Genomic DNA, 23,989 nt, shown 5'->3' on the forward strand with positions numbered 1-23,989 from the left:
CGACCACCCTCACGCATTCAGCGCAGCGATCACCGACGTCCACGGCTGCTCCGGCCCGGGGGCCGCAAAGTGGTAGGCAATGCGCCGCCGATATACCTGGCCCGGGCGCAGGATCGCCGACGGGAACGCTGGCTGATTGGGCGCATCCGGATAGTCCTGCGGTTCCAGGCAGACGCCACGGCCCAGGCCGGGATGGTGGCTATCCAGATGCTGGCCTTCGTACAGCTGTACCGCCGGCGCATCGCTGGTGATGCGCAGCGCGACGCCGCTCTGCGGGGAGTACAGCTCGGCGATGCAGTCGTTGTGCGCGTCCTTCGCCAGCACCAGGCACTGGTCGTAGCCCTTGCCGAGCACCACCTGCGGATGCGCAGGGTCGATGCGCTCGGCCAGCGCAGCAGGCGTGCGGAAATCGAAGGGCGTCCCCGCGACCGAGGCAATTTCGCCGGTCGGAATCGATTCGGCATCCACGGGCAGATAGCGCTCCGCAGGCACGCGCAATACCTGCGAGGCCGCGCGTGTCTGCGGGTCACCGGACAGATTGAAATACGGGTGATGGGTGAGGTTCAACGGCGTGGGGGCATCGCACTGCGCTTCGAAATCCAGATGCAGGCGATTGCCCTGCACCTGCAGCTGCGCGCGTACCTGCAAGGTGCCGGGGTAGCCTTCCTCGCCATCGGGCGAGGTGTAGCCGAGCACCACCCGGTTCGGCGCCTGCTCCAGCACCTCCCACACGCGCCGCCCGAAGCCATGCAGCCCCCCATGTAGCTGATTGCGCCCTTCGTTGGCGGCGAGCACATGGGTCACGCCGTCCAGGGTGTAGCGGGCGCCAGCGATGCGGTTGCCGAAGCGGCCGACCAGGATGTTGAGGCTGTCGTTGTCGGCGGCGTAGGCGGGCAGATCGGGCAGTGTCAGCACCAGCGGCACGCGGCCTTGCGGGGTGGTCAGTTCCAGCGCGTGCAGGATGCCGCCGTAGGTGAGCACTTCCGCTTCCAGGTCGCCATCGCCACGCAAGCGCAGCGCATGCACCTGGACACCGTCCGCCAAGGTTCCGAACACTCGCTGCATGAAGACACCCGCCGATGAAGTGAGCGGCGAGCATAGCGGCGCCACCGGCCCGGCACCATGGCGCGGCGCACATCCTGGCGATGCGGTGCCACCTGGTACGCCACCCCGCACTCGCACGCGGCAGAGCCTGCCAGCCAGCAGATGTGGCAGTAAGCAACGTGGCCTGCGGCGCAGACAGGCGAGGCCGCACGCACTAGGCTTGCAGCGCGCCAGCGCTCGCCGACGCACCGCCCCCGCACTTGCCCTCGCCCATTCCTCGACAGGAGCAGCACACCGATGCAGTGGATTTCCAACACCTTGCGGCAACCGCGTTCATGGCTGTTGCCGGCCGTGCTGATCGCACTGACCGTGAGCGGTAGTGGCGCGCAGGCGGCCGATGTGCAGGTGCGCGGCACGCTGCAGGTAGAGAAGCCAGGCGCGCAGGTGTCGCGGCATCTGTTCGGGCAGTTCGCCGAGCACCTGGGCACCGGCGTGTATGGCGGTCTCTGGGTTGGACCGGAGTCTTCCATTCCCAACACGCGCGGCTATCGCAACGACGTGCTGGCGGCACTGAAGGCGATTGCGGTGCCGAATATCCGCTGGCCCGGCGGCTGCTTCGCCGATGAGTACCACTGGCGCGATGGCATCGGCGCGCCCGGCAAACGCCCGATCAGCGTCAACACGCACTGGGGCGGCGTGGAAGAGTCCAACCGCTTCGGCACGCACGAATTCATGGACTTCACCGAGCTGCTGGGCACCGACGCGTACGTGGCGGGCAATGTCGGTAATGCCGCGCCGGACGAAATTGCACAGTGGGTGGAATACATGACCGCCGGCACGCGCTCCAGCCTGGCGGAGCAACGTCGCGCCAACGGCCGCCAGGCACCGTGGAAGGTGCCGTTCTTCGGCGTCGGCAATGAGTTGTGGGGCTGTGGCGGCAACATGCGGGTGGAGTACGCCGCCGATGTGTATCGGCGCTACCAGACCTTCGTCAAGGCGCCGTCCGACCAGAAAATCCTGAAGATTGCGCCCGGCCCCAACAACGACGATTACCACTGGACCGAGGTAATGATGCGCGAGGCGGGCACGCTCATGGATGGCCTGAGCCTGCATTACTACACCGTGCCTGGCGGCTGGCCGCCGCGCGCCTCCTCCACCGACTTCGACGAAGCAGCCTGGATCGAGACGCTGTCGCGCACGCTGGTGATGGACGAGCTGATCACCAAGCACAGCGCGATCATGGACCGCTACGACCCGGCCAAGAAAGTGGCGTTGGTGGTGGACGAATGGGGCACCTGGTACGCCGGCCTGCCTGGCGCCAACCCGGGCTTTTTGCACCAGCAGAACAGCCTGCGCGATGCGCTGGTGGCAGCGTTGAACATCGACATCTTCAGTGCGCATGCCGATCGCGTGCGCATGGCCAATATCGCGCAGATGATCAATGTGCTGCAGGCGATGATCCTGACCGATGGCGACCGGATGGTGCTGACCCCGACCTATCACGTATTTGCGATGTACAAGCCGTTCCAGGATGCCACCCACCTGCCACTGCAATTGCAGCCCCCCGACTATCGGCATGGCGACATCCACGTGCCCGCCGTGCATGGCTCGGCGGTCAAGGCCAAGGATGGGCATGTGTATGTGGCGCTCACCAATCTGGATGCCAACAGCCCGGCCACGGTCAGCGTGGCGGTGGACGGGGTCAGCGTGCGCGGCGTGGAGGGGCAACTGCTCACCGCACCGACGATCACCGCGCACAACACCTTCGCTGCGCCCCGCACCGTGCAACCAACCGCCTTCACCGGCGCGCGGATTCAGGGCAACACGCTGCAGGTGGCGCTGCCGGCACGGGCGATCGTGATGCTCAAGCTACGTTAACGCGGCGACCATGCGCGGGCGCCGCATACGGCGCTGTGGATGATGCCGCCACGCTGCCATCGCGCCTGCACACTGCACCGCGTGCGCGATGGCGGCATGGCGGCATGGCGGCATGGCGTGTGTTCTCAAATGCATGGTGTGTGCGCAGGGCTGCTGATCAGCGCGCATCGCTCTTTGACGACTGTGTGAACTCGTCCGCGTCGGTCGGGCGCGCAGCTGTCTCGCGTAACGCGGGGAGCGAAATCCGCCAGTCGTCCGGCAGCCGCTCCAGCACGTGCTCCATGAAAGCACGCACCTTGGGGGTGAAGTCGTGTCGGTCTGCCACGCACAGGTACAGCCGCAACGGCTCCAGCGCGAATGGCGTGGCCGTGCCGCCAGTGCGAGCAACGAACAACGGCTGCAGTTGTCCGCGTAGCAGATACGGCTGCACCACGAACGCGCCCAGGCGTGTGATGCCGCCGCCAGCCGCGGCCATGGCGGCCAGTGCGTCGACATCGTCGCTGACCAGCGCACGGCCGAGGTCGGGCTGAAAGCGCACGCCATCGCGGATGAAATTCCAGCGCAGGTAGCGCCCATCCACCGGGTAACGCAGCAGCAGGCAGTCGTGATATTTCAGCTCGTCCGGCGCCTGCGGCGCGCCGCAGCGCTGCAGGTACGCCGGCGCTGCGCATACCACGAACGGCACATTGGCGATGTGGCGCGCCACCAGGCCGTCCTCGAGCTGGGCTTCGATGCGCAGGCTCACATCCACGCTTTCCTGCGCGTGTTGCACCACCCGGTCGGTGCACAGCAGTTCGATCTCCAACCGCGGGTAGCGCTGCCGCAGTGACGGCAACATCGGTGCCAGCACATGCCGCGCGAAGGCGGCGGTGCTGGCCACGCGCAGGCGGCCGGCCGGGGCCTGCTGCGGGCCAGCCACCAGTTGCCGCGCGCGCTCCAGGTCGCGTTCGATCTGCCGCACCTGCTCCACGTACAGCGCGCCGCGCTCGGTCAGTGCCAGGCTGCGCGTGGTCCGGTGCAGCAGGCGCACACCCAGGTGTTGCTCCAGGCGCGCGATGTTCTGGCTCACCGCGGCCGGGCTCACACCCAGGCGCTTGGCGCCGCCGGCGATGCTGCCGGCATCCACCGTGCTGACGAAACTACGAATGGACTGAAGAATGTTCATATGCCCAGCCAGTTTTACCAATGGATTCGTAAGATTTTCTTACGTAAGCAACAAGGCTACGCGATCTACCGGCCTGGGTGAGCTGCTTCTACAGTGGCCGCTCCGCCGCACTCCACCCGAGGCCACCGCATGTCAGCCACCCCCACCGCCCTAGCCCGTGCTCGCTGGAAGCTGGGCGTGCGCGCCACCCCGTTCGTGTTCGCCTTCTACATGGCCGCGATCATGGCGCTGCTGATGTGCCTGGTGATCACCGGCGCCAACACCGGCCTGGCTGCCGGTTACCTGTGGCGGGTGTTGGATGCCTACCGCATCGCCATGCCCACTGCATTTTGCTGTGTGCTGGTGGTGCGCCCATTGGTCGTGCAACTGGTGGCCTGGACCGTGCATCCGCCGCGCTGAGCCGTGCCGCCTGTGGCTGCCGGCAGCGGCCGGGTTTGCCAACGCAAGCAGGTGCTGCCGCGCAGCATCGCGCCATGCCGGTTTGCGACCGCCGTCATGGCTGGCCGCAATGATTCCGGAATGAAATCCACGGAACTGAACTACAACCGCAAATTGCTTTGACTCTGTACCACCAGCTGCGCAGCGTCGCCCCTCCACGAACCCGGGTTCGTTTTTGGAGAGAGAGGCAATGAACATGCGATGCAATGTTGCTGTGCAGGTCGCCGTGCTACTGGGAACCGCCTGTGCAGCGCTCACCCCGCAGCTGCGCGCACAAACACTGGTGTGGGAAGACAATTTCAACGGCCCCGCCATCGACGGCAACACGTGGACCTATGACGTCGGCAATGGCTGCCAGATCGGCTTGTGCGGCTGGGGCAACGGCGAGATGCAGTACTACACCAGCCGGCCCGAGAACGCGCGCATCGAAAACGGGCGGTTGGTGATCGAAGCGCGCCGCGAAGCGTTTCAAGGCATGCCGTTCACGTCGGCGCGGCTCAAGACCGAGGGCCGCATGCACTTCAAGTACGGCACGCTGGAAGCACGCATCAAGACGCCGGTGGTCGGCAACGGGCTGTGGCCGGCGTACTGGATGCTCGGCACCATCGGCGTGTGGCCCGGCCGCGGCGAGATCGATCTGATGGAAGCCGGCATGGCCGCGGCAATCGCCAACGGCACCGCCAATCGCCGCATCGGCGCGGCCGTGCACTGGGACTACAACGGCGCGCAGGCCGACTACGACACCAGCTACACCCACCCAGTGGATCTGCATAACGACTTCCACGTGTACCGGATGACCTGGGACCCGAACGTCATCCGCATGAGCATCGACGGCCAGCAGTACTTCGAATTTGCGATCTCCAATATCGAAGGCGCCTCGCTGCACGAATTCCATCAGCAGCATTACCTGCTGCTCAATCTGGCCGTCGGCGGCACCTTCACCGGCATCAACACGCCGGGCGGTGTGACCGCGCCGCTGCCGGGCAAGATGGAAGTGGATTACCTGCGGCTGTATCAGAACCCAGGCGCGTCGCTCTATGTGGGCGCACAACACACCGCGCCGGCCGGGCGCTTTGGTGTGTTCACCGATCAGACCGACACCGCTGCGCGGCTCACCTTCGGCCAGGACGCGCAGCTGTATCTGTGGAACAACCTCAGCCCGATTGCGCAGGCACCGTTCGAAGGCGGCAACGTGATGGCCTACCGCGCCAATGCCGGCGCCTGGTATGGACTGGGCATCCAGACCGACTACCGTGACATGCGCAATTACGCGGGCGGCTCACTCAAGTTGCATCTGAAGACCACCACGCCGTCGACCTTCAAGATCGGCATCAACACCAGCTTTGGCGACAGTTGGGTGGACTTCGTGCCGGGCGGCAACCAGTACGGCCTGGTGCGCGATGGCGTGTGGCACGAGGTGAGCATCCCCTTCAGTGCCTTCTATGACCTGGATCTGCAATCGGTCAAACAGATGTTCATGCTGGTGGCCGACCCGCCGGCGAGCCCGGTGGAGATCGCCATCGACAAGGTCTACTACCAGAGCCGTTGAGCGCCGGCAGCGCCCCCTTGTCTGCATCGCTACGCACGCGGCGATGCAGACTAAGAGCGGCTAACAAAACGTAGCGAGCAGCCGTCAGGTGGGTGCGGACGGCGCGGAGGAACCGGAGTGTACGTGGGTACATGCCGATTCCGAGCACCGGCCGCGCCCGCCTGGCGGCTGCGCAGTCGTTTTGATAGCTGCTCTGAGCAGTAAGGCGACTCAGCCGCCCTCGCCCTTCAACAGGCCGATCAGCTGGCGCAGGCGATAGGGTTTTGGCAGGAAATCCACCTGGGCCGGCAGCGGCGGCAACTGTGCCTTGGCAAAGCCCGAGGCCAGGATGATGCGTGCCTGCGGCAGCAACTGGCTCACCTGTTCGCTCAGTTCGATACCGGACATGCCGTTGGGCATGCGGATGTCGCTGAACACCACGTCGTAGGGGCCGTTCTCGCGCAGCATGCGCAGCGCGCAGTGGCCATCGTCGGCGGTATCGACGGTGATGCCGGCGTCGCGCAGCGCTTCGCCGATGAGATCGCGCAGTTCCTGTTGGTCTTCGACCATCAGCAAGCGCAGGGAATCAGTCATGCTCGGCCTCCAGAATCGCCGGGAGCAACAGGGTCACGGTGGTGCCGCGGCCGGGCGCGGTCTGCAGATCGACAAAGCCGCCGGATTGCGCGGCAAACCCGTGCACCTGGCTCAACCCCAGGCCGGAGCCCTTGCCGACTTCCTTGGTGGTAAAGAACGGCTCGCTCGCACGCTGCGCCACCTGCGCAGACATGCCCGGGCCCGTGTCGCTGACGGCGATGCCGACATAGGCGCGCGCGGAGCCGTGCGGGTCGTCCAGCGGCGCGCGCTGTTGCGTGGACGCAGAGAGCACGATGCCGCCGCCGGCAGGCATCGCATCGCAGCTGTTGAACACCAGGTTGAGCAAGGCTGCCTCCAGTTGGCCGGGGTCCACGCGTACGTCGGGCAGCGCATCGGCAAAGTCCACGCGCAGGCTGATGCCGGCCGGGCAGGCGCGCCGCAGCAATTCGAGCGAGCGCTCCACCACCGCCGCGGGTGCGTGGCGCTCGGGCACCAACCGTTGTCCACGGGCGAAGGCGAGCAACTGCCGGGTCAGCAAGGTGCCACGATCCACCGCGGTCTGCGCGGCCTCCACCAGCATGCGCGTGCGTGCATCCTCGCCGGCGCGCAGCGCGATCAGGTCCAGGCTGGTCACCATCACCGTCAGCAGGTTGTTGAAATCGTGCGCCAGGCCCAGCGTCAGGCGCCCCAGCGCTTCGACTTTCTGCGATTGCAGCAACGCCTGCTGCGCGTGCTGAAGCAACTGCTGAGCTTCATGGCGCTCGGTGATGTCGCGGGTGACCTTGGCAAAGCCGATCAGCACGCCATGCTCGCGCACCGGCTCGATCACCACGCTGGCCCGGAAGCGGCTGCCATCCTTGCGCAGGCGCCAGCCCTCGGCGGAAAAGCGTCCTTCGCGCAACGCCGTGTCCAGCGATCGCGCAGGCTCGCCACGCTCGGCGTCTTCGGGCAGATAGAACCGCGAGAAATGCGTACCGAGCACTTCGTCGGCGCTGTAGCCCTTGATGCGCTCGCCACCGGGATTACAGCTACGCACGAAGCCCGCGGTATCCAGCAGATAGATCGCGTAGTCGGACACGCTCTGCACCAACAGATGGCATTGCCGGCTGTCGTAAGAAAGCGGCCCAACGCTGTCCACGGCCGTTTCCGCATCCATCGCGCGGTTTCCCCCGGAAAAGCGCGCGAACATAGTGACGGAGCCGTGAAGGCAATGTGCAAGCCAACACGGCTGTAAATCCGTCAAAAAACCGGCGATTTGCGTGTGAAATTTATCGGCTACCATGACCGCCCTCCCAGTTTGGTCCACACCTCCATGCAGAACATCACGACCTCGCGCGACCGCTGGATCTGGGTGATCGCAGCAGGGTTGATGGCCGGCACGTTGGGGGTGGAACTGGTCACGCCGCTGGGGTACGCGGTGTGGCTCACCTACTTTGTCGCCGTCGGCGTCACCGTGTTCCAGAACCATGTGCGCGTGCCGCTGGTGGTGGGCGTGCTGTCGTGCGTGTTGCTGGCAATCGGTTTCCACCTGGCCCCGTCCAGCACCAATTCGAGTTTCTCCTCGGTCAACCGCAGCATCGGCGGCATCTCCTTTCTGGCCATGGCGCTGGTGGTGATGCAGGCGATCCGCGCCCGCCGCCAGGCCGAAACCGCGCTGTGGCTGCAGCAGGCCGAAAACACCGTCGAAGCGAGCCTGCGCGGCGACCAGAGCCCGGAAGCGCTGGCCGATGCCGCCGTGCGCGCCCTGTGCGACACGCTGGAAGCGCAAGTTGGCGCGCTGTATCGGCTGGAAGGCGAGCGCCTGCGCCTGACCGGCGGCGCCGCGCTGGCCGAGGACGTACCAAGCACCCTGCCCACCAACCTCGGCCAGCTGGGCGAAACCCTGCAGCGCGGCAGCGTGCGCCGCGTGCGTGGCGTGGATGCCGGGCACCTGCAGATTGCCTCGAGCCTGGGCAAGAGCGATTGCCAGGAATTGCTGCTGGCGCCAGTCACTGCCGACGGCCGCATCATCGGCATCGTCGAGCTGGGCCGCACGGGCGCGCCGGGCACGGCCGCCACCCGCGAAGAAGAGCTGCTCGCCCGCTGCGGCGAGAACATCGGCGTTGCCCTGCGCACCGCGCTGCTGCGCGCCCAATTGGTGAGCCTGCTCGAAGAAACCCAGCGGCAGAGCGAGGAATTGCAGACGCAGCAGGAAGAACTGCGCGTGGCCAATGAGGAACTGGAAGAACAGAGCCGCAGCCTGCAGCAGTCACAGAGCGATCTGGAACAGCAGCAGGCCGAACTGGAACAGACCAACGTGCAGCTGGAAGAACGCACCCAGGCACTGGAGGCGCAAAAACAGGCCTTGCTGGTGGCGCAGGGGCAACTGGTGCGCAACAGCAACGAGCTGTCCACCGCGTCGCGCTACAAGTCCGAATTCCTGGCCAACATGTCGCACGAGTTGCGCACCCCGCTCAACAGCTCGCTGATCCTGGCCAAGCTGCTGGCCGACAACAAGGACCACACGCTCACCGCCGAGCAGGTGAAGTACGCGCAGGCGATTCATTCGTCCAACAACGATCTGCTGGCGCTGATCAACGACATCCTGGATCTGTCCAAGATCGAAGCCGGGCATGTGGAATTGTCGGACGACACCGTGGCGATGAGCTCGGTGGTGCAGCGCCTGCGCGACACCTTCGAACCACTGGCGCGGCAGAAAGGCCTGCAGCTGGAGATCAGCGCCGACGCCGCCGCGCCGACGCAATTGGTGGTGGACAACCAGCGCCTGCAGCAGATCCTCAAGAACCTGCTGGCCAATGCGATCAAGTTCACCGAGCACGGCCAGGTCAGCCTGGCGGTGCAATCGCACGGCAATGGGCGCGTGCGCTTTGTGGTGTGCGATACCGGCATCGGCATTGCGCGCGAGCAGAGCGAGGTGATCTTCGAAGCGTTCCGCCAGGCCGATGGCAGCACCCGCCGGCGCTATGGCGGCACCGGGCTGGGTTTGTCGATCTCGCGCGACCTGGCGTTGCGCATGGGCGGCAGCATCAGCGTGGACAGCGAGCCCGGACGTGGCAGCTGCTTCACCCTGGAATTGCCCGTGGACGGCGCACCTGCCGACGCAGCTGCCCCGGCTGCTGCACCGGCGACGCACCTCGCGCCCACCCCGCGCAGCGACACCACGCAGCTCTTTGCAGCGCGCACATCCGCCGTAATCAGTGCTGCGCCGGTAACAACGCCTGCCAGCAACGCGGCACCGAGCGTGCGCGCCGAGGATGACCGCGATCAGCGCACCCGCCCCGGCCGCCTGATCCTGGCGGTGGAAGATGAAACCCGCTTTGCGCAGGCCCTGGTCGACCTGGCGCACGAGCTCGATTTCGATTGCGTGGTGGCGCCCAATGCCGAAGAAGCGCTGCGGCTGGCCGCCGAACTGCGCCCCAGCGGCATCCTGCTCGACATCGGCCTGCCCGATGCCTCCGGTTTGAGCGTGCTGGAGCGGCTCAAGCGCGACCCGGCCACCCGCCACATCCCCGTGCATGTGGTCTCGGCGCTGGAGCGCAGCCAGATTGCGCTGGAGCTGGGTGCGGTGGGCTACCTGATCAAGCCGGCCACCCGCGAATTGCTCGCCGGGGCGATCCGCCAGCTGGAAGAAACCAACGCGCGCGCACTGCGCCGCCTGTTGATCGTCGAAGACGACAGCGCGCTGCGCGCCAACCTGGAACTGCTGCTGGCCCGCGATCAGCTGGAGATCGTCGCAGTCGGCACCATTGCCGAGGCGATGGACCAACTGGGCAGCGCCACATTCGATTGCATGGTCACCGACCTGGCCCTGCCCGACGGCAGCGGCTACGACCTGCTCGAACGCATGGCCGGCAACGATGCGGTGGCCTTCCCGCCGGTGATCGTCTACACCGGCCGTGCGCTCACCCGCGACGAAGAACAACGCCTGCGCCGCTACTCCAAGAGCATCATCATCAAGGGCGTGCGTTCGCCCGAGCGCCTGCTCGATGAGGTGACCTTGTTCCTGCACAGCGTGGAAGCCTCGCTGCCCAGCGACCAGCAGCGCCTGCTGCGCGAAGCGCGCCGCGGCGATGCGGTGCTCGATGGCGCCACCGTGCTGCTGGCCGAAGACGATGTGCGCAACATCTTCGCGCTGTCCAGCGTGCTCGAACCGCTGGGCGTCACCCTGCAGATCGCCCGCAACGGCCGCGAGGCGCTGGAGCACCTGGCCAAGCACGAAGTGGACCTCGTGCTAATGGACATCATGATGCCGGAGATGGATGGCATCACCGCGATGCGCCAGATCCGCGCCAACCGCCAGTGGCAAGACCTGATGATCATCGCGCTGACCGCCAAGGCGATGGCCGACGACCGCGAACACTGCCTGCAGGCCGGCGCCAACGACTACATCGCCAAGCCCATCGACGTGGACAAGCTGGTGTCGCTGTGCCGGGTGTGGTGCTCGCGGCAATGACTGAAGTGGAGCTGTTCGACCTGGAGCTGCGCGTGCTGCTGGAAGCGGTCTACCAGCGCTACCACTACGATTTTCGCGATTACGCGGTGTCGTCGTTGCGCCGGCGCATGCGCCACGCCATGGGCCGCTTCGACTGCGCGCGCGTGGCCGATCTGCAGCACCGCTTGCTGCACGAGCCGGACACCTTTGCCCAGGCAATGCAGTTCTTTACCGTGCAGGTCTCGGAAATGTTTCGCGACCCGGCGTATTTTCGGGTATTGCGCGAACACGCCGTCCCGGTGTTGCGCACCTATCCGTCGATCAAGCTATGGGTGGCCGGCTGCAGCACCGGCGAAGAGGTCTGGTCGCTGGCGATCCTGCTGCACGAAGAAGGCCTGCTGGAGCGCGCGGTGATCTACGCCACCGACATCAATCCTGAAGCACTGAACATGGCCGAGGCCGGTGCCTACGGCATCGACCGCATTGCCCAGTTCAGCCGCAACTATCTGGACGCCGGCGGCCGCGGTTCGCTGTCGGATTACTACACCACCGCCTACGACGGCGCGGTGTTCGACCGCCGGCTCAAACGCAATATCGTGTTTGCCGATCACAGCCTGGCCACCGACACGGTGTTCTCCGAAGTGCATCTGGTGTCGTGCCGCAACGTGCTGATCTATTTCAACCGCAGCCTGCAGGATCGCGCGGTGGGCCTGTTCTACGATGCGCTGGTGCACCGTGGCTTCCTGGGGCTGGGTAGCAAGGAGTCGCTGCAGTTCGGCGCCCATGCACAGGCCTTCGAAACCTGTGCGCGCGAGCAGCGGTTGTACCGGAAGGCCGCATGAGCCCGGCCACGCCGCAGTATCTGGAATTCGATGCCATCGTGATCGGCGCTTCCGCCGGTGGCGTGATGGCATTGCAGACGCTGTTGTCCGGCCTGCCGGCCACGCTGCCGATGCCGGTGCTGGTGGTGCTGCATTTGCCGCGCGACCGCCCCAGCCAGGTGGCCGAGCTGCTGGATGCGCGCTGCGCGCTGCCGGTGCGCGAAGCCATCGACAAACAACCGCTGCAGCCCGGCACGGTGACCATCGCGCCGCCGGACTATCACCTGCTGGTGGAAGGCCGCGACAGCCTGGCATTGTCGATGGATGCACCGGTGCTGTTCTCGCGCCCGGCGATCGACCCGTTGTTCGAATCGGCTGCCGATGTGTTCGGCCAGCGGCTGCTCGCGATCCTGCTCACCGGTGCCAGCAGCGACGGCAGTGCCGGCGTGGCCGCGGTGCGCACTGCCGGCGGAAGCGCGTGGATCCAGCGCCCCGACGATGCCGCATCTCCCCTGATGCCCGCCTCCGCGCTCGCCCATGCCGGCGCCGATGCGGTGCTCACCCTGCAGGCGATCTGCAGCCGACTGGAAGCCTTTCACGCATGAACCTCACCGCGACCAGCGCCGCCGCCCGCAGCGACGAACCCGCCAAGATCCTGATCGTCGACGATGTGCCGCAAAACCTGGTGGCCATGGAAGCGCTGCTGCAACGCGAGGGGATCCAGGTGCTGTGCGCGGCTTCCGGTGCGCAGGCGCTGGAGCTGCTGCTCGAACACGATGTGGCACTGGCATTGCTGGATGTGCACATGCCGGAGATGGACGGCTTTTCGCTGGCCGAGCTGATGCGCGGTTCGCAGCGCAGCCGGCATGTGCCGATCATCTTTTTGACCGCCTCGCCGAACGACCCGATGCGTGCGTTTCAGGGCTATGAAACCGGCGCGGTGGATTTCCTGCACAAGCCAATCGAACCGCACGTGATCCTGAGCAAGGTCAACGTGTTCATCGAGTTGTACCAACAGCGGCGCCTGCTCAAGGCCCGCAATGCCTCGCTCGAGCGCGCGCTCACGCTCAACGAAACCATGATGGCGGTGCTCACCCACGACCTGCGCACGCCGCTGTCGGTGATTCTGCTGTGCGCGGACAAGCTCGGCCTGGACGTGCCCGAAGACGGCTCGGCCGCGCGCACGCTGGAGCATCTGGAAAACAGCGCGCGGCGCATGGCGCGCATGGTCGAACAATTGCTGGATTTCTCGCGCCTGCGTACCGACGGGCTGTCGATGCAGTTCGGCCCATGCAACCTGGGCGAGGTGGCGCACAGCGTGGTGGGCGAAGTGGCGCAGGCCAACCCGCATACGCCGATCGAGCTGCGCACCGAAGGCGACCTGGACGGCGATGGCGATGGCGACCGCCTGGCGCAGGTGGTGTCCAACCTGGTCGGCAACGCGGTGCTGCATGGTGGGCGCCACCCGGTGCAGGTGCACCTGGATGGCCGTGAACACGACACCCTGCGGCTGTCGGTGCGCAACACCGGCCACATCCCCGACACCTTGATGCCGCGGTTGTTCGAACCATTCAAGGCCAGCTTCCATGCCAGCCAGGGGCTGGGGTTGGGCCTGTTCATCGCTGATCAGTTCGTCAAGGCGCATGGCGGCACCTTGCAGGCACGCAACGAAGACGGCGACGTGGTGTTCGAGGCCAAACTGCGCCGGCGCAACCTGGCTGCCTGACGCCGGTCTGCGATGCTGTTGGCAACTGCCCCAATGACTGGACGCGGCACGGACAGCAGCAAGCAGCCTCATCCGCACGGTGCAACGCAATGCCGCGCGCAGTCTCTGATGTCGATTTTTGCAGGCTTCATTCGTCGTGATTTACAGACGCACGCCGTGCGTCCTGCCAACGGAGGTTGTCATGTCGTATATCGATGGGTTTGTGCTTGCCGTGCCCACTGCCAACAAAGAGAAGTTTCTCGAACACGCCCGTACCGGCGATGCGATCTGCCTGGAGCATGGCGCGCTGCGGGTGGTGGAATGCTGGGGCGACGATGTGGCCCATGGGAAGCAGACCGACTTCTACCGCGCCGTGGAAGCCAGCGCGGACGAAACCGTGGTGTTTTCCTGGATCGAATGGCCGGACAAGGCCACCCGCGATGCCGGCATGCAGAAGATGATGGACGACCCGCGCATGGATCCGGAGAACAACCCGATGCCCTTCGACGGCAGGCGCATGATCTACGGCGGCTTCGTGCCGGTCGTCACGCTGGGCAAGGCGGCCCGCTGAGCGCATTGCGCGGCAACTTCGGGTGGATGCATTCGCCAGTGGCAGTGCGTCCACCCGCCTGCACAAGGCTGCAGCGGTGCGCGCATTACACTGACCAGCCTGCGTGTCCTGCATTGCAATCCGATGCAGCACACGCCGTGCCGGGCAAATGCGCGTACCCACTGGAGAGCCTTGATGACCGATACACCGCTACTGGTGGCCTGCCCCAGCTGCGCCGCAATGAACCGGCTGCCACCCTCGCGGCTGCGCGATGCGCCCAAGTGCGGCAGCTGCCATACCGCCTTGTTCCTGGGCACGCCGGTGGCGCTGTCGTCGGCGGATTTCGATAAACATGCGGTACGTAGCGAACTGCCGCTGCTGGTGGATTTCTGGGCCCCGTGGTGCGGGCCGTGCCTGAGCATGGCGCCGCAGTTTGCCGCGGCCGCCGCCAGCCTGGAGCCGCAGCTGCGCCTGGCCAAGGTGGACACCGATCTGCATCCGGTGCTGGGCACGCGGTTTGGAATCCGCAGCATCCCTACCCTGCTGATCCTGCGCAACGGCAAGGAGCTGGCCCGCCAGTCCGGCGCCATGGGCAGCACACAGATCATCGCCTGGGCGCGTTCGGTGCTGTCCAGCCACTGAAGTCCGTGCATGCGGATGCGTGCTGCATGCGTGTGTGCATGCGGCACATGCGCGCGTCAGGCCATGAGGTCGATCAGCGGCCGGCCAACTGGAAGCAGTGGTTGACCCACGCGCAGGTTGCACGATGAGACGCCTGCACGCTGCAAGCCGTTTGAACGCTGCAAGCCGTTTGAACGCAGAGCGGCGGCTCATGGCCGCCGCACTGCTTACAGCGCAAACGCTTTCGCTTACTGCCAGTTGACGTTGACCGACACGCCCACAATGCGCGGCTCGTTGTAGACCGCGGCCATGTAGTTCTCGATCACGCCCTTGACGTTCTTTTCGTTGGTGATGTTGCGCGCAAACGCCGCCACTTCCCACGCGCCGTAGCCACCGGTGTAGCCCAGCTTGAGCCCGCCCTCGAAGTTACCGTCGGCGCGAAACTCGGTGGAGTCGTACAGCACGAAGCTGGTTTCGCCCTGCTTGTTCCAATCGGTGGACACGAAGAACGCACCGTCATTGCCCACCGGAATGTCGTAGCGCGCGGCCAGGTTGAGGTTGTACTTGGGCGCGTTGGGCAGCGGGTTGCCATCGATCTGCGCGAAGGTGTTGGCGCCCACGCGGATGGTGGGGTCGTTGACCGTGCACACCACCACGCCGTTGAGCGCACAGGCCTGCGCATACACACGCTTGTCCTGGATTTCGCTGTGCAGCAGGCTCAGGCCGGCGGTCAGCGACAGGTTGGAGATCGGGCGCCAATCCAGGTCCGCTTCCAGGCCGTAGGCCTTGGCCTTGTCGGCGTTGAACAGCACGCCATTGCCGTCGGCGTCGTTGCCGTTGAGCTGGATGTCGTCCACCGTGTAGGTGAAGCCACTGACATTCAGGCGCAGGCGGTTGTCGAACAGGCTGCTCTTGATGCCTGCTTCCCAGGACAGGATGGTTTCCGAATCGGCGGTGGTGAAGTCCAAGTTGAACACCGCGCTGCGGCCCTGGATGGTGGGGCCGCGGAAGCCGCGGGCCACGCGTGCATACACGCTCAGGTCCGGGTTGATTTCGTACATCGCGCTCAGGTCCCAGCTGGGCTGGGTGTCGGACAGGCGCACGTCGCGACGGCCGCGGTAGGTGACCGCGCCGGCAGCGGTGTCGGCGGTCTTGAGCAGGCGGGTTTCCTTGGTGTCCTTGGTCTGGCGAATGCCGGCGGTCAGCGTGAGCGCATCGGTGGCCTTGTAGCTGAGCTGACCGAAGCCGGCCCACGAGGTATTGGTGTTGCGCAGGCGCACCCAGTTGTTGGGGTTGCGCGCGGCGGTCTGCAGGAAATAGGCGCGCTGGTAGAAGTCGGTGGTGTCGCGGCCATCGAAATAAAACCCGCCCACCTGCCACTGCAGCGCGTCATCGCCCACGCTGGCCAGGCGCAATTCCTGGGTGTACTGGTCGAGGTCACGGATCTGCCCCATCGACTGGCCGAAGCCGTTCGGCACACCGTTGACCGGATAATTGGCCGCCGCGCCGCCATCGGTGTCGCCCCGGCTATAGCCGGAGGTGGTTTCGTAGGCGCTGATGGAGGTGAGCGACACGCCGCCGAAGTCGTACACCGCCTTGATCGAGCCGCCATCGGTCTTGTACGCCTGCGGGTTGTCGTGCGCTTCGTCATAGGCCACGCGGTCGCGCGGCACATCCACCTTGTCGCTGCCACGGGTCACCGCATTGCGCAGGAACAACGTGGAGGTACCGTCGTAATCACGCGTGTGTGCGGACGCCAGCACCGAGAATTCCTCGCTGGGCTTGAGCAGCAGCTGCAGGCGCGCATTGCGGTCGTTGTACCCGCCCATCGCGTCCTTGCGCGGCGTGCGTGTGCCGTCGGCGCTGCTGCCGGCGAAGGTGTTGTCTGCCCAATCGTCGCGGTGCTGGTACAACGCCGACACGCGGAACGACAGCACATCGTTGATCGGGCCGCCGAAGCCGCCATCCAGCGAGATGGTGTTGTAGCTGCCGTAGCTGGCGTTGACGCGCCCGGTGTAGGTGTCGCCGGGTTTGACGGTGTCGAACTTGACGATGCCGGCCGTGGTATTGCGGCCGAACAGGGTGCCCTGCGGGCCGCGCAGCACTTCCACCTGGTCCACGTCGTAGACGGGGTTGGACTTGAGCACCACGTGCTCCAGCACCACGTCGTCCTGGATGATCGACACCGGCTGCGAAGCGCCGAGATAGAAGTCGATATTGCCCAGGCCGCGAATATAGAAGCGCGGGAAGATGCGCCCGGTGGTGGTTTCCGCATAGAAGCCCGGCACCCGGCCGGACAGCGCCAACAGCGTGTCGTCGCCACCGGCGGTGTACTCGCGCATCGCCGCGCCCTGCACCACGCCCACCGACACCGGCACGTCCTGCAGGTTCTGCTCGCGGTGCTCGGCAGTGACGGTGACCGTGTCCAGCGCGGTCGGGCTGGCTTCGCCCTGGCTCGCCGGCGCCTGTTGCGCGGCCGCGCCAGTGGCCACCGATGCAAGCAGCAATGCGGCGCAAGCGCGTGCCAGCAGCGTGCGCTGCAGGCCGGCGCTGGAGCGCGTCACGCTGCGTGCGGCAAGACAGGACAGGGAAGAGGCAACAGGCGAGTACAGCGACATGCGAGGGTGATCCTTGGGTGGGTGGCGCGTGGTTGCGTCCGTTCGGCGTGCGCAAGCCGTGGGAGGCGCCGTGTGGCGCCGCGCGCACGATATGTCAGCGATGTTGCAGCTCTATGGCAGCGATGCCGGCCGCGATGCGTCGCTCAGTGCGCGCCTCTAGCCATTCCGGCCAGCACGCCTGGCATGGCAAACCGTCATGCCGGCGCTGCGGGCGGGCTGTCATGCTTGGCAGCGCGCCGGAACACCGTCCAAGGCGCCGCGCTACCAGGGGGAAATGCTGTGGAACGACTGCGATGGATGTGTGGCATGGCGCTAGCCATGGCCTGCCAGATGGCAATGGCCGGCACGGCGTTGGTCACCCAGGTGGACTACCAGGGCGATGACGGCGGCGCGGTGCCCACTGACGCCCAGTACCGCAATCCGGTGCTGGCAGGCTTCTATCCGGACCCATCGGCGATCCGCGTCGGCAACGCGTTTTATCTGGTCACTTCCAGCTTCGGGTATTTCCCGGGCCTGCCGGTGTTCAAGAGCAGCGATCTGGTGCACTGGACCCAGATCGGCAACGCCATCGATCGCCCCGGCCAGATCAACTACGGCAACGACGCGCTCACCCGCGGCCTGTTCGCCGCCAGCATCAGTCACCATGACGGCACGTTCTACATCGCCAACACCTGTTTCTACTGCGATCGCGGCAATTTCCTGATCACCGCCAAGGACCCGGCCGGGCCGTGGTCGGATCCGATCTGGCTGGACGCCAAGGGCATCGACCCGTCGCTGTTCTTCGACGACGACGGCAGCGCCTGGCTGGTCAACAACGATGTGCCGGCCGGCAAGTTGCGCTACGACGGCCACCGTGCCATCTGGTTGCAGCAACTGGATCTGCAACGCATGAAGCTGATCGGCCCGCGCCAGGTGATCGTGGATTCCGGCTTCCAGCCGGCCAGCAATCCCGAGCACATCGAAGGCCCGCATCTGTTCCGGCGCGATGGCTACTACTACCTCACCGCGGCCGAAGGCGGCACCGGCGAACAGCACGCGCAGATGGTCTACCGCAGCCGCCAGATCGCCGGCCCCTACGAGCCGTGGTCGGGCAATCCGGTGTTGACCCAGCGCGACCTCGACCCGGCGCGCCCGGCCCCGATCACCTCCGCTGGCCATGCGCAGTTCGTGGAACTTGCCGATGGCAGCTGGTGGGCGGTGTTTCTGGCCACCCGCCCGTACCGCGGCAACCACTACACCCTGGGCCGCGAAACCTTCCTGCTGCCGGTGCAATGGCGCGATGGCTGGCCGCTGGTGTTGCCACATGGCAAGGCGATCCCGTCGGTGGCCACGCGCCCACCGCTGCCGGCCGGCACGCAGGCCACGCCGACCAGCGGGCCGATGCACTGGAGCGAGCGCTTCGATGGCGCGCGCGTGCCGATGCAGTGGATGACCATCCACCCGCCACGCCAGCCGTGGTTTGCCACCGGCCCGACCGGCCTGCGCATCACCCCGTCGACCATCGCACTGGGCACCGAAGGCGCGGGCCAGCCCGCCTATCTCGGCCACCGCCTGCAGCACCACCACGCCACGCTGGTGGCCAGCGTGGATGGCAGCGACCTCTCCATTGGCGAACAAGCCGGGCTGGCGGTGGTCGCCAAGGAAAGTCATTTCCTGGCCGCCATGCTGGTGCGCGAAGCCGCCGGCAATGCGGTGGTGCTGTACCGCCGCGCCGGCACGCAGGAGCCGCCCACCGGCGTGGTCCAGGCGCGCATGCCGCTGCCCGCGGCCACGCAACCGGTGACGCTGCGCGTTGCGCTGGATGCGGCAACGGTGCACGTGGATTTCGCGGTAGGCGACGGGCAATGGCAGACCTTGCTCGAACGCGGCGACGCCAGCCTGCTCAGCACCGAAACCGCCGGCGGCTTTCTTGGCGCCACCTTCGGCCCGTACGCCTACAGGCCGTAAGCCGTGGTTCCGGCGCGCTGCCGTTCTCGGCGCGGGTATGGAGGTGCGAAAAATTCCTCCGCGCACGCAGCGCTGTGCAGCCGTCAGCCCAGCATGCGGCTGACGGTATTGAGCAGGTCGTTGAGGCTGAAGGGCTTGGGCAGCAACGCCATGCCTTCGGCGAGGAATTCCTGCCGGGTGGCCGCATTTTCGGCGTAGCCGGTGATGAACAGGATCGGCAACCCGGGGCGCAGATCACGCGCCACATCGGCCATGTCGCGCCCGTTCATGCCGGGCAGGCCGACATCGGACACCACCATGTCGATCTGTGCATCGGCGCGCAGCTGCGCCAGCGCGCCATCGGCGTTTTCGGCCTCGATCACGTGGTACCCGGCATCGCTGAGCACCTCGCTCACCATCATGCGCACCACATCGGTGTCGTCCACCAGCAGGATGCGCTGCGAGCGCCCACGCGGCGCATTCGGCGGCGGCGGTGGCAATGCCTCGCCCACGGTCAGCCCGCGCGGCAACAACAAGGCCACCGTGGTGCCGCTACCCAGCGTGCTGGTGATGCGTGCGGTGCCGCCGGACTGGCGCGCAAACCCGTAGGTCATCGACAAGCCCAGCCCGGTGCCCTCGCCGATCGGTTTGGTGGTGAAGAACGGCTCGAACACCTGGCTCAGGATCGCCGGATCGATGCCGCTGCCGTCGTCGATCACGTTCACCACGACATAGTCGCCGTCCTCCAGCTCCGGGTCGTTGTAGGCGGTGTGCGGCGCGCTCTGGATGCGGATGGTGCCGTGGCCCTGCAGCGCATCGCGTGCGTTGATGACCAGGTTGAGCACCACGTTTTCCAGTTGATTGGCATCGGCGATGGCCACCAGTGGCGCCTCCGCCAGCTGCAGTTCCAGTGCGATGTTTTCGCCGATCGAACGGCGCAGCATGTCTTCCAGCGAGCGCACCCGCGCATTGACGTCGAACGGCTGCGCATCCAGCGACTGCTTGCGTGCAAACGCCAGCATGCGCTGGGTCAGCGCAGCAGCGCGGTGGGCCGAGCCGGTAGCGATTTCCGCCAGCCGTGGCACGCGCTCGATGCGGTTGGATTCCACCGCCAACTGGATCATGTCCAGGCCGGAAATGATGCTGGTGAGCAGGTTGTTGAAGTCGTGCGCGATGCCGCCGGTGAGCTTGCCCAGCGCCTCCATCTTTTGCGCCTGCAGCAACTGGATTTCGGTGCGTTGGCGCTCGGCAATCTGATGCGCCAGCTCGGAGGTGGCGGTATCCAGTTCCTGGCGTTGCTCGCGCTCGCGCAGGCGTTGCTCGGTGACGTCTTCGACAAACAGCAAGCCCAGGTCCGGTTCGCGGTACGGCGACACCCGCCATTCGGTTTCGCGCACCGCGCCATCGCGCAGGATCGACAAGGTCCCGCTCCAGCGCTCGCGCCGGCCCAGTGCGGCGGCCAAGGCCTGCACGGTGGCGCACTGGTCCAGGCCGGGCACGTTGATCGCCTCGCACGGGGTGGCGCTGCCGATCAGCCGCTGAAACGCCGCATTGGCCTCCTGCGTGTGCAGCTGCGCATCGACCACCGCGATCGGCGCGCCGATGTGCTCGAAGATTTCGCGAAAGCGCGCCTCGCTGAGCCGCAGTGCTTCTTCGGCATTGCGCGCGCGCAGCAGCGTGCGCAAGGTGGCGACCAGCACGTTGGGGTCGACCGGATGGATCAGGTAGGCATCGGCGCCGGCGTCCAGGCCGGTGATCATGTCACCGGTGGCAATCGAGGCCGCCGACACGTGCACCACCGGCAGCAGCGCGGTACGCGGCTCGGCGCGCAGCGTGCGCACGATGTCGAAGCCGCTCATGTCCGGCAGGTTGACGTCCAGCACTACGGCGGCAAATGCCTCGGCAGCCAGGCGCACCAGCCCCTCGCCACCGGTCCCGGCTTCTTCGACCACGAACTGGTGGTGTTCGAGCACGCGCCGCACCGAGTAGCGGGTGGCCGCGTTGTCGTCCACTACCAGAATCCGATGACTGCTAGGCAAGACCATCCTCCTGCTGCGGCGCCAGCGTCACCGGCAATACCACGAAAAATTCCGAGCCCTGCCCGACCACGCTGTTGATGCCTACGGTGCCGCCCAGCAACTCGGCAAAGCGCTTGCAGATCGACAGGCCAAGGCCGGTGCCGGTGAGGCGCTTTTGCAGTGGCGAATCCACCTGCACGAAATCCTCGAACAGCGCGTCGTGCAGTTCGGCCGGGATCCCAATGCCGGTGTCCTGCACGCTGAAGCGCACGTGGGTGTCGCCCTGCAGTTGCGCGAACACGCGCACATGGCCTCGCGGGGTGAACTTGAGCGCGTTGGAAATGAAGTTGCGCAGGATCTGCGCCAGCTTCTTGTCGTCGGTGTAGAGCATCGGCAACACCGGCGGATCTTCGAAGATCAAGGTGGTGCGGCTGGCGTCGGTGAGCGGGCGGAACATGCCGCGCAAGGCCGCGAACAGATCCATCAGATCGAACCAGCCCGGCGAGATGGTGACCCGCCCGGCTTCGATCTTGGCCAGGTCCAGCAGGTCGTCCACCATCTCGCTGAGCTCGCGCGTGGACGCGCTGACAAAGCGCACCTGCTTGAGTTGCTCGGCATTGAGCGGGCCGTCCATGCCGTCTTCCAGCAGCCGGGTGATGCTCAGGATCGAGCCCAGCGGCGTGCGGAATTCGTGGCTCATGTACGACAGGAACCGGCTCTTGAGCTCGGACACGTCGCGCAATTGCTCAGCCTGCTGATCCAGCTCGGCATACAACGCCAGCACGCCCTGGTTGGTTTCGTCCAGTTCCTCGCGCAGCGCCTGATTCTGCTGGCGCAAGCTCTCCAGCTCGGCCATTGCATCGATGGCGGGAACCTCATTTGAGTGACTCATGACATGCCTCCCAAGCGCATGACAAACACACTGCAATCGTCGCGGCCGCGGTCGTGATCGCGCACCAGCAGTGCGGCGATGATGCGCGGATGGCGCGACAGCAGACCCGGATGATCGCGCAGATTCCAGCGCGATTGCAGCCCGTCGCTGTGCATCACCAGCAGCTTGCCGGTGGCCTGTGGAAAATCGAATGGCTGCGCCTTGCGGAACTGCACGCCCACGATGCCCGGATGCGATGGCATGCCGCGCACGCCATCGCCGTCGCAGAGCGCGGCCGCGATATTGCCCACGCCGGCAAAGCGGACCTGTCCGCTGCGGCTGTCGAACTGCGCCACCGCTGCCGCGCCGCCACGCGTGCCGGACATGGCGGCATGCAGGCGCGTGACCCGCTCGCCGGGCTCGCCGGTGGCTGCCGCGGCCGCGCGGGTGCCGGCGTCTGCCGCCTCCGCTGCACCGGCGCCGTGGCCCAACCCGTCGATCACCGTTACCGTGGCACGCGCCTCGCGGATCTCCAGATGCCAGGCATCGCCACACACGGTTTCGTTGTGGATCGGCACGCGCAGCGCGCCGTACGCCAGGTCCTGGTCAGCGCCTTGCTGCGCAAACACACGCGCCACCACAATGGCGCCCTTCGCATCGGAATAGGCATCCAGCAGCTGCGCCTGGCGGTGGATCGCGCCCAGCCCGGTGCCCGGCGTGCCGGAGGTGGAATAGCCATCGCGCAGGCACTGCGAAAGCGCAAATCCGGGGCCGTTGTCGAGCGTGCACAACTCCACGCCAACGCCGGCGCGCCCGGCCACCGGCGACAGCTGCACGCAGCCACCACGCCCATGCTTGAGCACATTGGTGGCCAACTCGGTGGCCACCAGCGCCACGCGCCCACAGCTGGCCTCATCCAGCGCCAATGCCTGCGCCAGGGCCACTGCTTCGCGGCGTGCCTGCCCGACTTGGCTTGCGTCGTCTAGACGAATCGACCGGGTCGGCGCACCTGCAAACGTCACTTCCATTTGGTGATGGTGATCCGCGTGCCCTTGCCGGGCGCGCTGTCCAGCACGAAATCGTCCACCAGGCGGCGGCTGCCGGACAGGCCCAGGCCCAGGCCGCTGCCCGAGGTCCAGCCGTCGGTCAGCGCCAGGTCCAGATTGGGGATGCCCGGGCCTTCGTCGCGGAAAGTCAGCTGCACGCCCTTGCGGATGCCGCTCTCTACCAGCGCCCAGTCCATGTCGCCGCCGCCGCCGTAGATCACGGTATTGCGCGCCAGTTCGCTGGCCGCGGTGACCAGCTTGGTCTGGTCGACCAGGCGCAGGCCGCATTGCACCACCAGCTTGCGCACGGTCTGCCGCGCCATCACCACGTCCTGCTCGGTACGCACCGGTTGCGAGCCAGCCGGCGTGCTCATGGATCGAGCACGGGTTGCTGCAGCAGCCGCATGCCGCGTTCGACATTCAAGGCGGTGCGCACGGTGGGCAGGGTCAGCCCCAGCTCAACCAGCGTGATCGCCACCGCCGGCTGCATGCCCACCACCACGGTCTTGGCATCCATGATCGCCGCCAGCCCGGAGATGGTGCTGATCATGCGGCCGATGAAGGAGTCGACGATGTCCAGCGCGGAGATGTCGATCAACACGCCGCGCGCAGAGGTGGCGCTGATCTTTTCCGACAGGTCTTCCTGCAGGGTCAGCGCCAGCTGGTCGTGCATGTCCACCTGGATGGTGACCAGCAACAGATCACCCATCCGCAGGATCGGGATGCGCTCCATG

Annotated in this window: 20 protein-coding genes and 1 other RNA gene; 10 read left to right on the forward strand and 11 right to left on the reverse strand. The window is 66.3% G+C overall.

Features of this window, described 5'->3' with window-relative positions:
- Positions 1-9: 9 nt before the first annotated feature.
- On the reverse strand, positions 10-1,065 hold the full coding sequence (locus ACCQ09_RS15335) for an aldose epimerase family protein (RefSeq protein WP_012438939.1): 1,056 nt from the start codon (positions 1,063-1,065) through the stop codon (positions 10-12).
- 276 nt (positions 1,066-1,341) lie between these two features.
- Here ACCQ09_RS15335 and ACCQ09_RS15340 point away from each other — a divergent pair, with 276 nt between their 5' ends.
- Positions 1,342-2,922, forward strand: coding sequence for an alpha-N-arabinofuranosidase (locus tag ACCQ09_RS15340; protein ID WP_012438940.1), 1,581 nt, complete (start codon positions 1,342-1,344; stop codon positions 2,920-2,922).
- Positions 2,923-3,079: 157 nt separating this feature from the next.
- Here the strand turns inward: ACCQ09_RS15340 and ACCQ09_RS15345 are convergent, their stop codons facing one another.
- Entirely contained in the window at positions 3,080-4,087 is a 1,008-nt protein-coding gene (locus tag ACCQ09_RS15345) for a LysR family transcriptional regulator (protein WP_040941621.1), read from the reverse strand.
- A gap of 129 nt (positions 4,088-4,216) precedes the next feature.
- Between ACCQ09_RS15345 and ACCQ09_RS15350 the strand changes: the two genes are divergently transcribed.
- Complete coding sequence (locus tag ACCQ09_RS15350; protein ID WP_011036386.1) at positions 4,217-4,486, forward strand: DUF2798 domain-containing protein; 270 nt, start codon at positions 4,217-4,219, stop codon at positions 4,484-4,486.
- A 229-nt stretch (positions 4,487-4,715) separates the two neighbouring features.
- The gene (locus tag ACCQ09_RS15355) at positions 4,716-6,074 is read left to right on the forward strand and encodes a glycoside hydrolase family 16 protein (RefSeq protein ID WP_011036385.1); all 1,359 of its coding nucleotides are present in this window, start codon (positions 4,716-4,718) and stop codon (positions 6,072-6,074) included.
- Positions 6,075-6,132: 58 nt separating this feature from the next.
- Here ACCQ09_RS15355 and ACCQ09_RS15360 read toward each other — a convergent pair.
- From ACCQ09_RS15360 to ACCQ09_RS15370, 3 genes are all read right to left on the reverse strand, one after another.
- A non-coding RNA gene (locus tag ACCQ09_RS15360) (sX9 sRNA) lies at positions 6,133-6,207 on the reverse strand.
- Between the two features lie 77 nt (positions 6,208-6,284).
- The gene (locus ACCQ09_RS15365; RefSeq protein ID WP_011036384.1) at positions 6,285-6,647 is read right to left on the reverse strand and encodes a response regulator; all 363 of its coding nucleotides are present in this window, start codon (positions 6,645-6,647) and stop codon (positions 6,285-6,287) included.
- Positions 6,640-7,803, reverse strand: a complete 1,164-nt coding sequence (locus ACCQ09_RS15370; RefSeq protein WP_228428136.1) for a two-component system sensor histidine kinase NtrB — start codon at positions 7,801-7,803, stop codon at positions 6,640-6,642. Before ACCQ09_RS15370 ends, ACCQ09_RS15365 begins: the two co-directional genes overlap by 8 nt.
- A 156-nt stretch (positions 7,804-7,959) precedes the next feature.
- Between ACCQ09_RS15370 and ACCQ09_RS15375 the strand changes: the two genes are divergently transcribed.
- The 6 genes from ACCQ09_RS15375 to trxC all read left to right on the forward strand — a co-directional run bounded on the left by ACCQ09_RS15375 (position 7,960) and on the right by trxC (position 14,797).
- A complete protein-coding gene (locus ACCQ09_RS15375) occupies positions 7,960-11,100 on the forward strand; it encodes a hybrid sensor histidine kinase/response regulator (RefSeq protein WP_040941622.1) in 3,141 nt (1,046 codons plus the stop codon).
- Positions 11,073-11,921, forward strand: a complete 849-nt coding sequence (locus tag ACCQ09_RS15380; protein WP_016944969.1) for a CheR family methyltransferase — start codon at positions 11,073-11,075, stop codon at positions 11,919-11,921. Before ACCQ09_RS15375 ends, ACCQ09_RS15380 begins: the two co-directional genes overlap by 28 nt.
- Positions 11,918-12,505 (forward strand): chemotaxis protein CheB, encoded by a 588-nt coding sequence (locus ACCQ09_RS15385; RefSeq protein WP_011036380.1) that lies wholly within the window; start codon positions 11,918-11,920, stop codon positions 12,503-12,505. Before ACCQ09_RS15380 ends, ACCQ09_RS15385 begins: the two co-directional genes overlap by 4 nt.
- The gene (locus ACCQ09_RS15390) at positions 12,502-13,626 is read left to right on the forward strand and encodes a hybrid sensor histidine kinase/response regulator (RefSeq protein WP_011036379.1); all 1,125 of its coding nucleotides are present in this window, start codon (positions 12,502-12,504) and stop codon (positions 13,624-13,626) included. Before ACCQ09_RS15385 ends, ACCQ09_RS15390 begins: the two co-directional genes overlap by 4 nt.
- A 181-nt stretch (positions 13,627-13,807) precedes the next feature.
- Positions 13,808-14,176 carry a DUF1428 domain-containing protein gene (locus ACCQ09_RS15395; protein WP_011036378.1) on the forward strand — a complete coding sequence of 123 codons (369 nt, stop codon included), beginning with the start codon at positions 13,808-13,810 and terminating at the stop codon, positions 14,174-14,176.
- Positions 14,177-14,350: 174 nt separating this feature from the next.
- On the forward strand, positions 14,351-14,797 hold the full coding sequence (gene trxC, locus ACCQ09_RS15400) for a thioredoxin TrxC (protein ID WP_011036377.1): 447 nt from the start codon (positions 14,351-14,353) through the stop codon (positions 14,795-14,797).
- Between the two features lie 227 nt (positions 14,798-15,024).
- Here trxC and ACCQ09_RS15405 read toward each other — a convergent pair whose 3' ends face one another.
- Positions 15,025-17,394 (reverse strand): TonB-dependent receptor, encoded by a 2,370-nt coding sequence (locus ACCQ09_RS15405; RefSeq protein ID WP_040941624.1) that lies wholly within the window; start codon positions 17,392-17,394, stop codon positions 15,025-15,027.
- A 183-nt stretch (positions 17,395-17,577) separates the two neighbouring features.
- On the opposite strand from ACCQ09_RS15405, the gene ACCQ09_RS15410 reads away from it, so the two are divergent.
- The gene (locus ACCQ09_RS15410) at positions 17,578-19,341 is read left to right on the forward strand and encodes a glycoside hydrolase family 43 protein (protein ID WP_372386167.1); all 1,764 of its coding nucleotides are present in this window, start codon (positions 17,578-17,580) and stop codon (positions 19,339-19,341) included.
- A gap of 83 nt (positions 19,342-19,424) precedes the next feature.
- On the opposite strand, the gene ACCQ09_RS15415 is transcribed toward ACCQ09_RS15410, so the two are convergent.
- The 5 genes from ACCQ09_RS15415 to ACCQ09_RS15435 are packed head-to-tail and all read right to left on the reverse strand — an operon-like array spanning position 19,425 to position 23,988.
- Positions 19,425-21,359 carry a PAS domain-containing hybrid sensor histidine kinase/response regulator gene (locus ACCQ09_RS15415; RefSeq protein ID WP_197708510.1) on the reverse strand — a complete coding sequence of 645 codons (1,935 nt, stop codon included), beginning with the start codon at positions 21,357-21,359 and terminating at the stop codon, positions 19,425-19,427.
- Positions 21,352-22,230 carry a sensor histidine kinase gene (locus ACCQ09_RS15420; RefSeq protein WP_040941627.1) on the reverse strand — a complete coding sequence of 293 codons (879 nt, stop codon included), beginning with the start codon at positions 22,228-22,230 and terminating at the stop codon, positions 21,352-21,354. The genes ACCQ09_RS15415 and ACCQ09_RS15420 overlap by 8 nt, the downstream gene beginning before the upstream one ends.
- The gene (locus ACCQ09_RS15425) at positions 22,227-23,237 is read right to left on the reverse strand and encodes an ATP-binding protein (protein WP_040941628.1); all 1,011 of its coding nucleotides are present in this window, start codon (positions 23,235-23,237) and stop codon (positions 22,227-22,229) included. The genes ACCQ09_RS15420 and ACCQ09_RS15425 overlap by 4 nt, the downstream gene beginning before the upstream one ends.
- A complete protein-coding gene (locus ACCQ09_RS15430) occupies positions 23,228-23,629 on the reverse strand; it encodes an anti-sigma regulatory factor (protein ID WP_011036370.1) in 402 nt (133 codons plus the stop codon). Before ACCQ09_RS15430 ends, ACCQ09_RS15425 begins: the two co-directional genes overlap by 10 nt.
- Positions 23,626-23,988 (reverse strand): STAS domain-containing protein, encoded by a 363-nt coding sequence (locus tag ACCQ09_RS15435; RefSeq protein ID WP_011036369.1) that lies wholly within the window; start codon positions 23,986-23,988, stop codon positions 23,626-23,628. The genes ACCQ09_RS15430 and ACCQ09_RS15435 overlap by 4 nt, the downstream gene beginning before the upstream one ends.
- Between the last annotated feature and the right edge of the window lies 1 nt (position 23,989).

Source organism: Xanthomonas sp. NCPPB 2586, assembly GCF_041475775.2.
GTDB classification, from domain to species: domain Bacteria; phylum Pseudomonadota; class Gammaproteobacteria; order Xanthomonadales; family Xanthomonadaceae; genus Xanthomonas; species Xanthomonas campestris.

Coding starts and splice junctions, on each gene's coding strand:
- ACCQ09_RS15335 (WP_012438939.1), bottom strand. CDS start 1,065: ATGCAGCGAGTGTTCGGAACCTTGGCGGACGGTGTCCAGGTGCATGCG.
- ACCQ09_RS15340 (WP_012438940.1), top strand. CDS start 1,342: ATGCAGTGGATTTCCAACACCTTGCGGCAACCGCGTTCATGGCTGTTG.
- ACCQ09_RS15345 (WP_040941621.1), bottom strand. CDS start 4,087: ATGAACATTCTTCAGTCCATTCGTAGTTTCGTCAGCACGGTGGATGCC.
- ACCQ09_RS15350 (WP_011036386.1), top strand. CDS start 4,217: ATGTCAGCCACCCCCACCGCCCTAGCCCGTGCTCGCTGGAAGCTGGGC.
- ACCQ09_RS15355 (WP_011036385.1), top strand. CDS start 4,716: ATGAACATGCGATGCAATGTTGCTGTGCAGGTCGCCGTGCTACTGGGA.
- ACCQ09_RS15365 (WP_011036384.1), bottom strand. CDS start 6,647: ATGACTGATTCCCTGCGCTTGCTGATGGTCGAAGACCAACAGGAACTG.
- ACCQ09_RS15370 (WP_228428136.1), bottom strand. CDS start 7,803: ATGGATGCGGAAACGGCCGTGGACAGCGTTGGGCCGCTTTCTTACGAC.
- ACCQ09_RS15375 (WP_040941622.1), top strand. CDS start 7,960: ATGCAGAACATCACGACCTCGCGCGACCGCTGGATCTGGGTGATCGCA.
- ACCQ09_RS15385 (WP_011036380.1), top strand. CDS start 11,918: ATGAGCCCGGCCACGCCGCAGTATCTGGAATTCGATGCCATCGTGATC.
- ACCQ09_RS15390 (WP_011036379.1), top strand. CDS start 12,502: ATGAACCTCACCGCGACCAGCGCCGCCGCCCGCAGCGACGAACCCGCC.
- ACCQ09_RS15395 (WP_011036378.1), top strand. CDS start 13,808: ATGTCGTATATCGATGGGTTTGTGCTTGCCGTGCCCACTGCCAACAAA.
- trxC (WP_011036377.1), top strand. CDS start 14,351: ATGACCGATACACCGCTACTGGTGGCCTGCCCCAGCTGCGCCGCAATG.
- ACCQ09_RS15405 (WP_040941624.1), bottom strand. CDS start 17,394: ATGTCGCTGTACTCGCCTGTTGCCTCTTCCCTGTCCTGTCTTGCCGCA.
- ACCQ09_RS15410 (WP_372386167.1), top strand. CDS start 17,578: ATGGCAAACCGTCATGCCGGCGCTGCGGGCGGGCTGTCATGCTTGGCA.
- ACCQ09_RS15420 (WP_040941627.1), bottom strand. CDS start 22,230: ATGAGTCACTCAAATGAGGTTCCCGCCATCGATGCAATGGCCGAGCTG.
- ACCQ09_RS15425 (WP_040941628.1), bottom strand. CDS start 23,237: ATGGAAGTGACGTTTGCAGGTGCGCCGACCCGGTCGATTCGTCTAGAC.
- ACCQ09_RS15430 (WP_011036370.1), bottom strand. CDS start 23,629: ATGAGCACGCCGGCTGGCTCGCAACCGGTGCGTACCGAGCAGGACGTG.
- ACCQ09_RS15435 (WP_011036369.1), bottom strand. CDS start 23,988: ATGGAGCGCATCCCGATCCTGCGGATGGGTGATCTGTTGCTGGTCACC.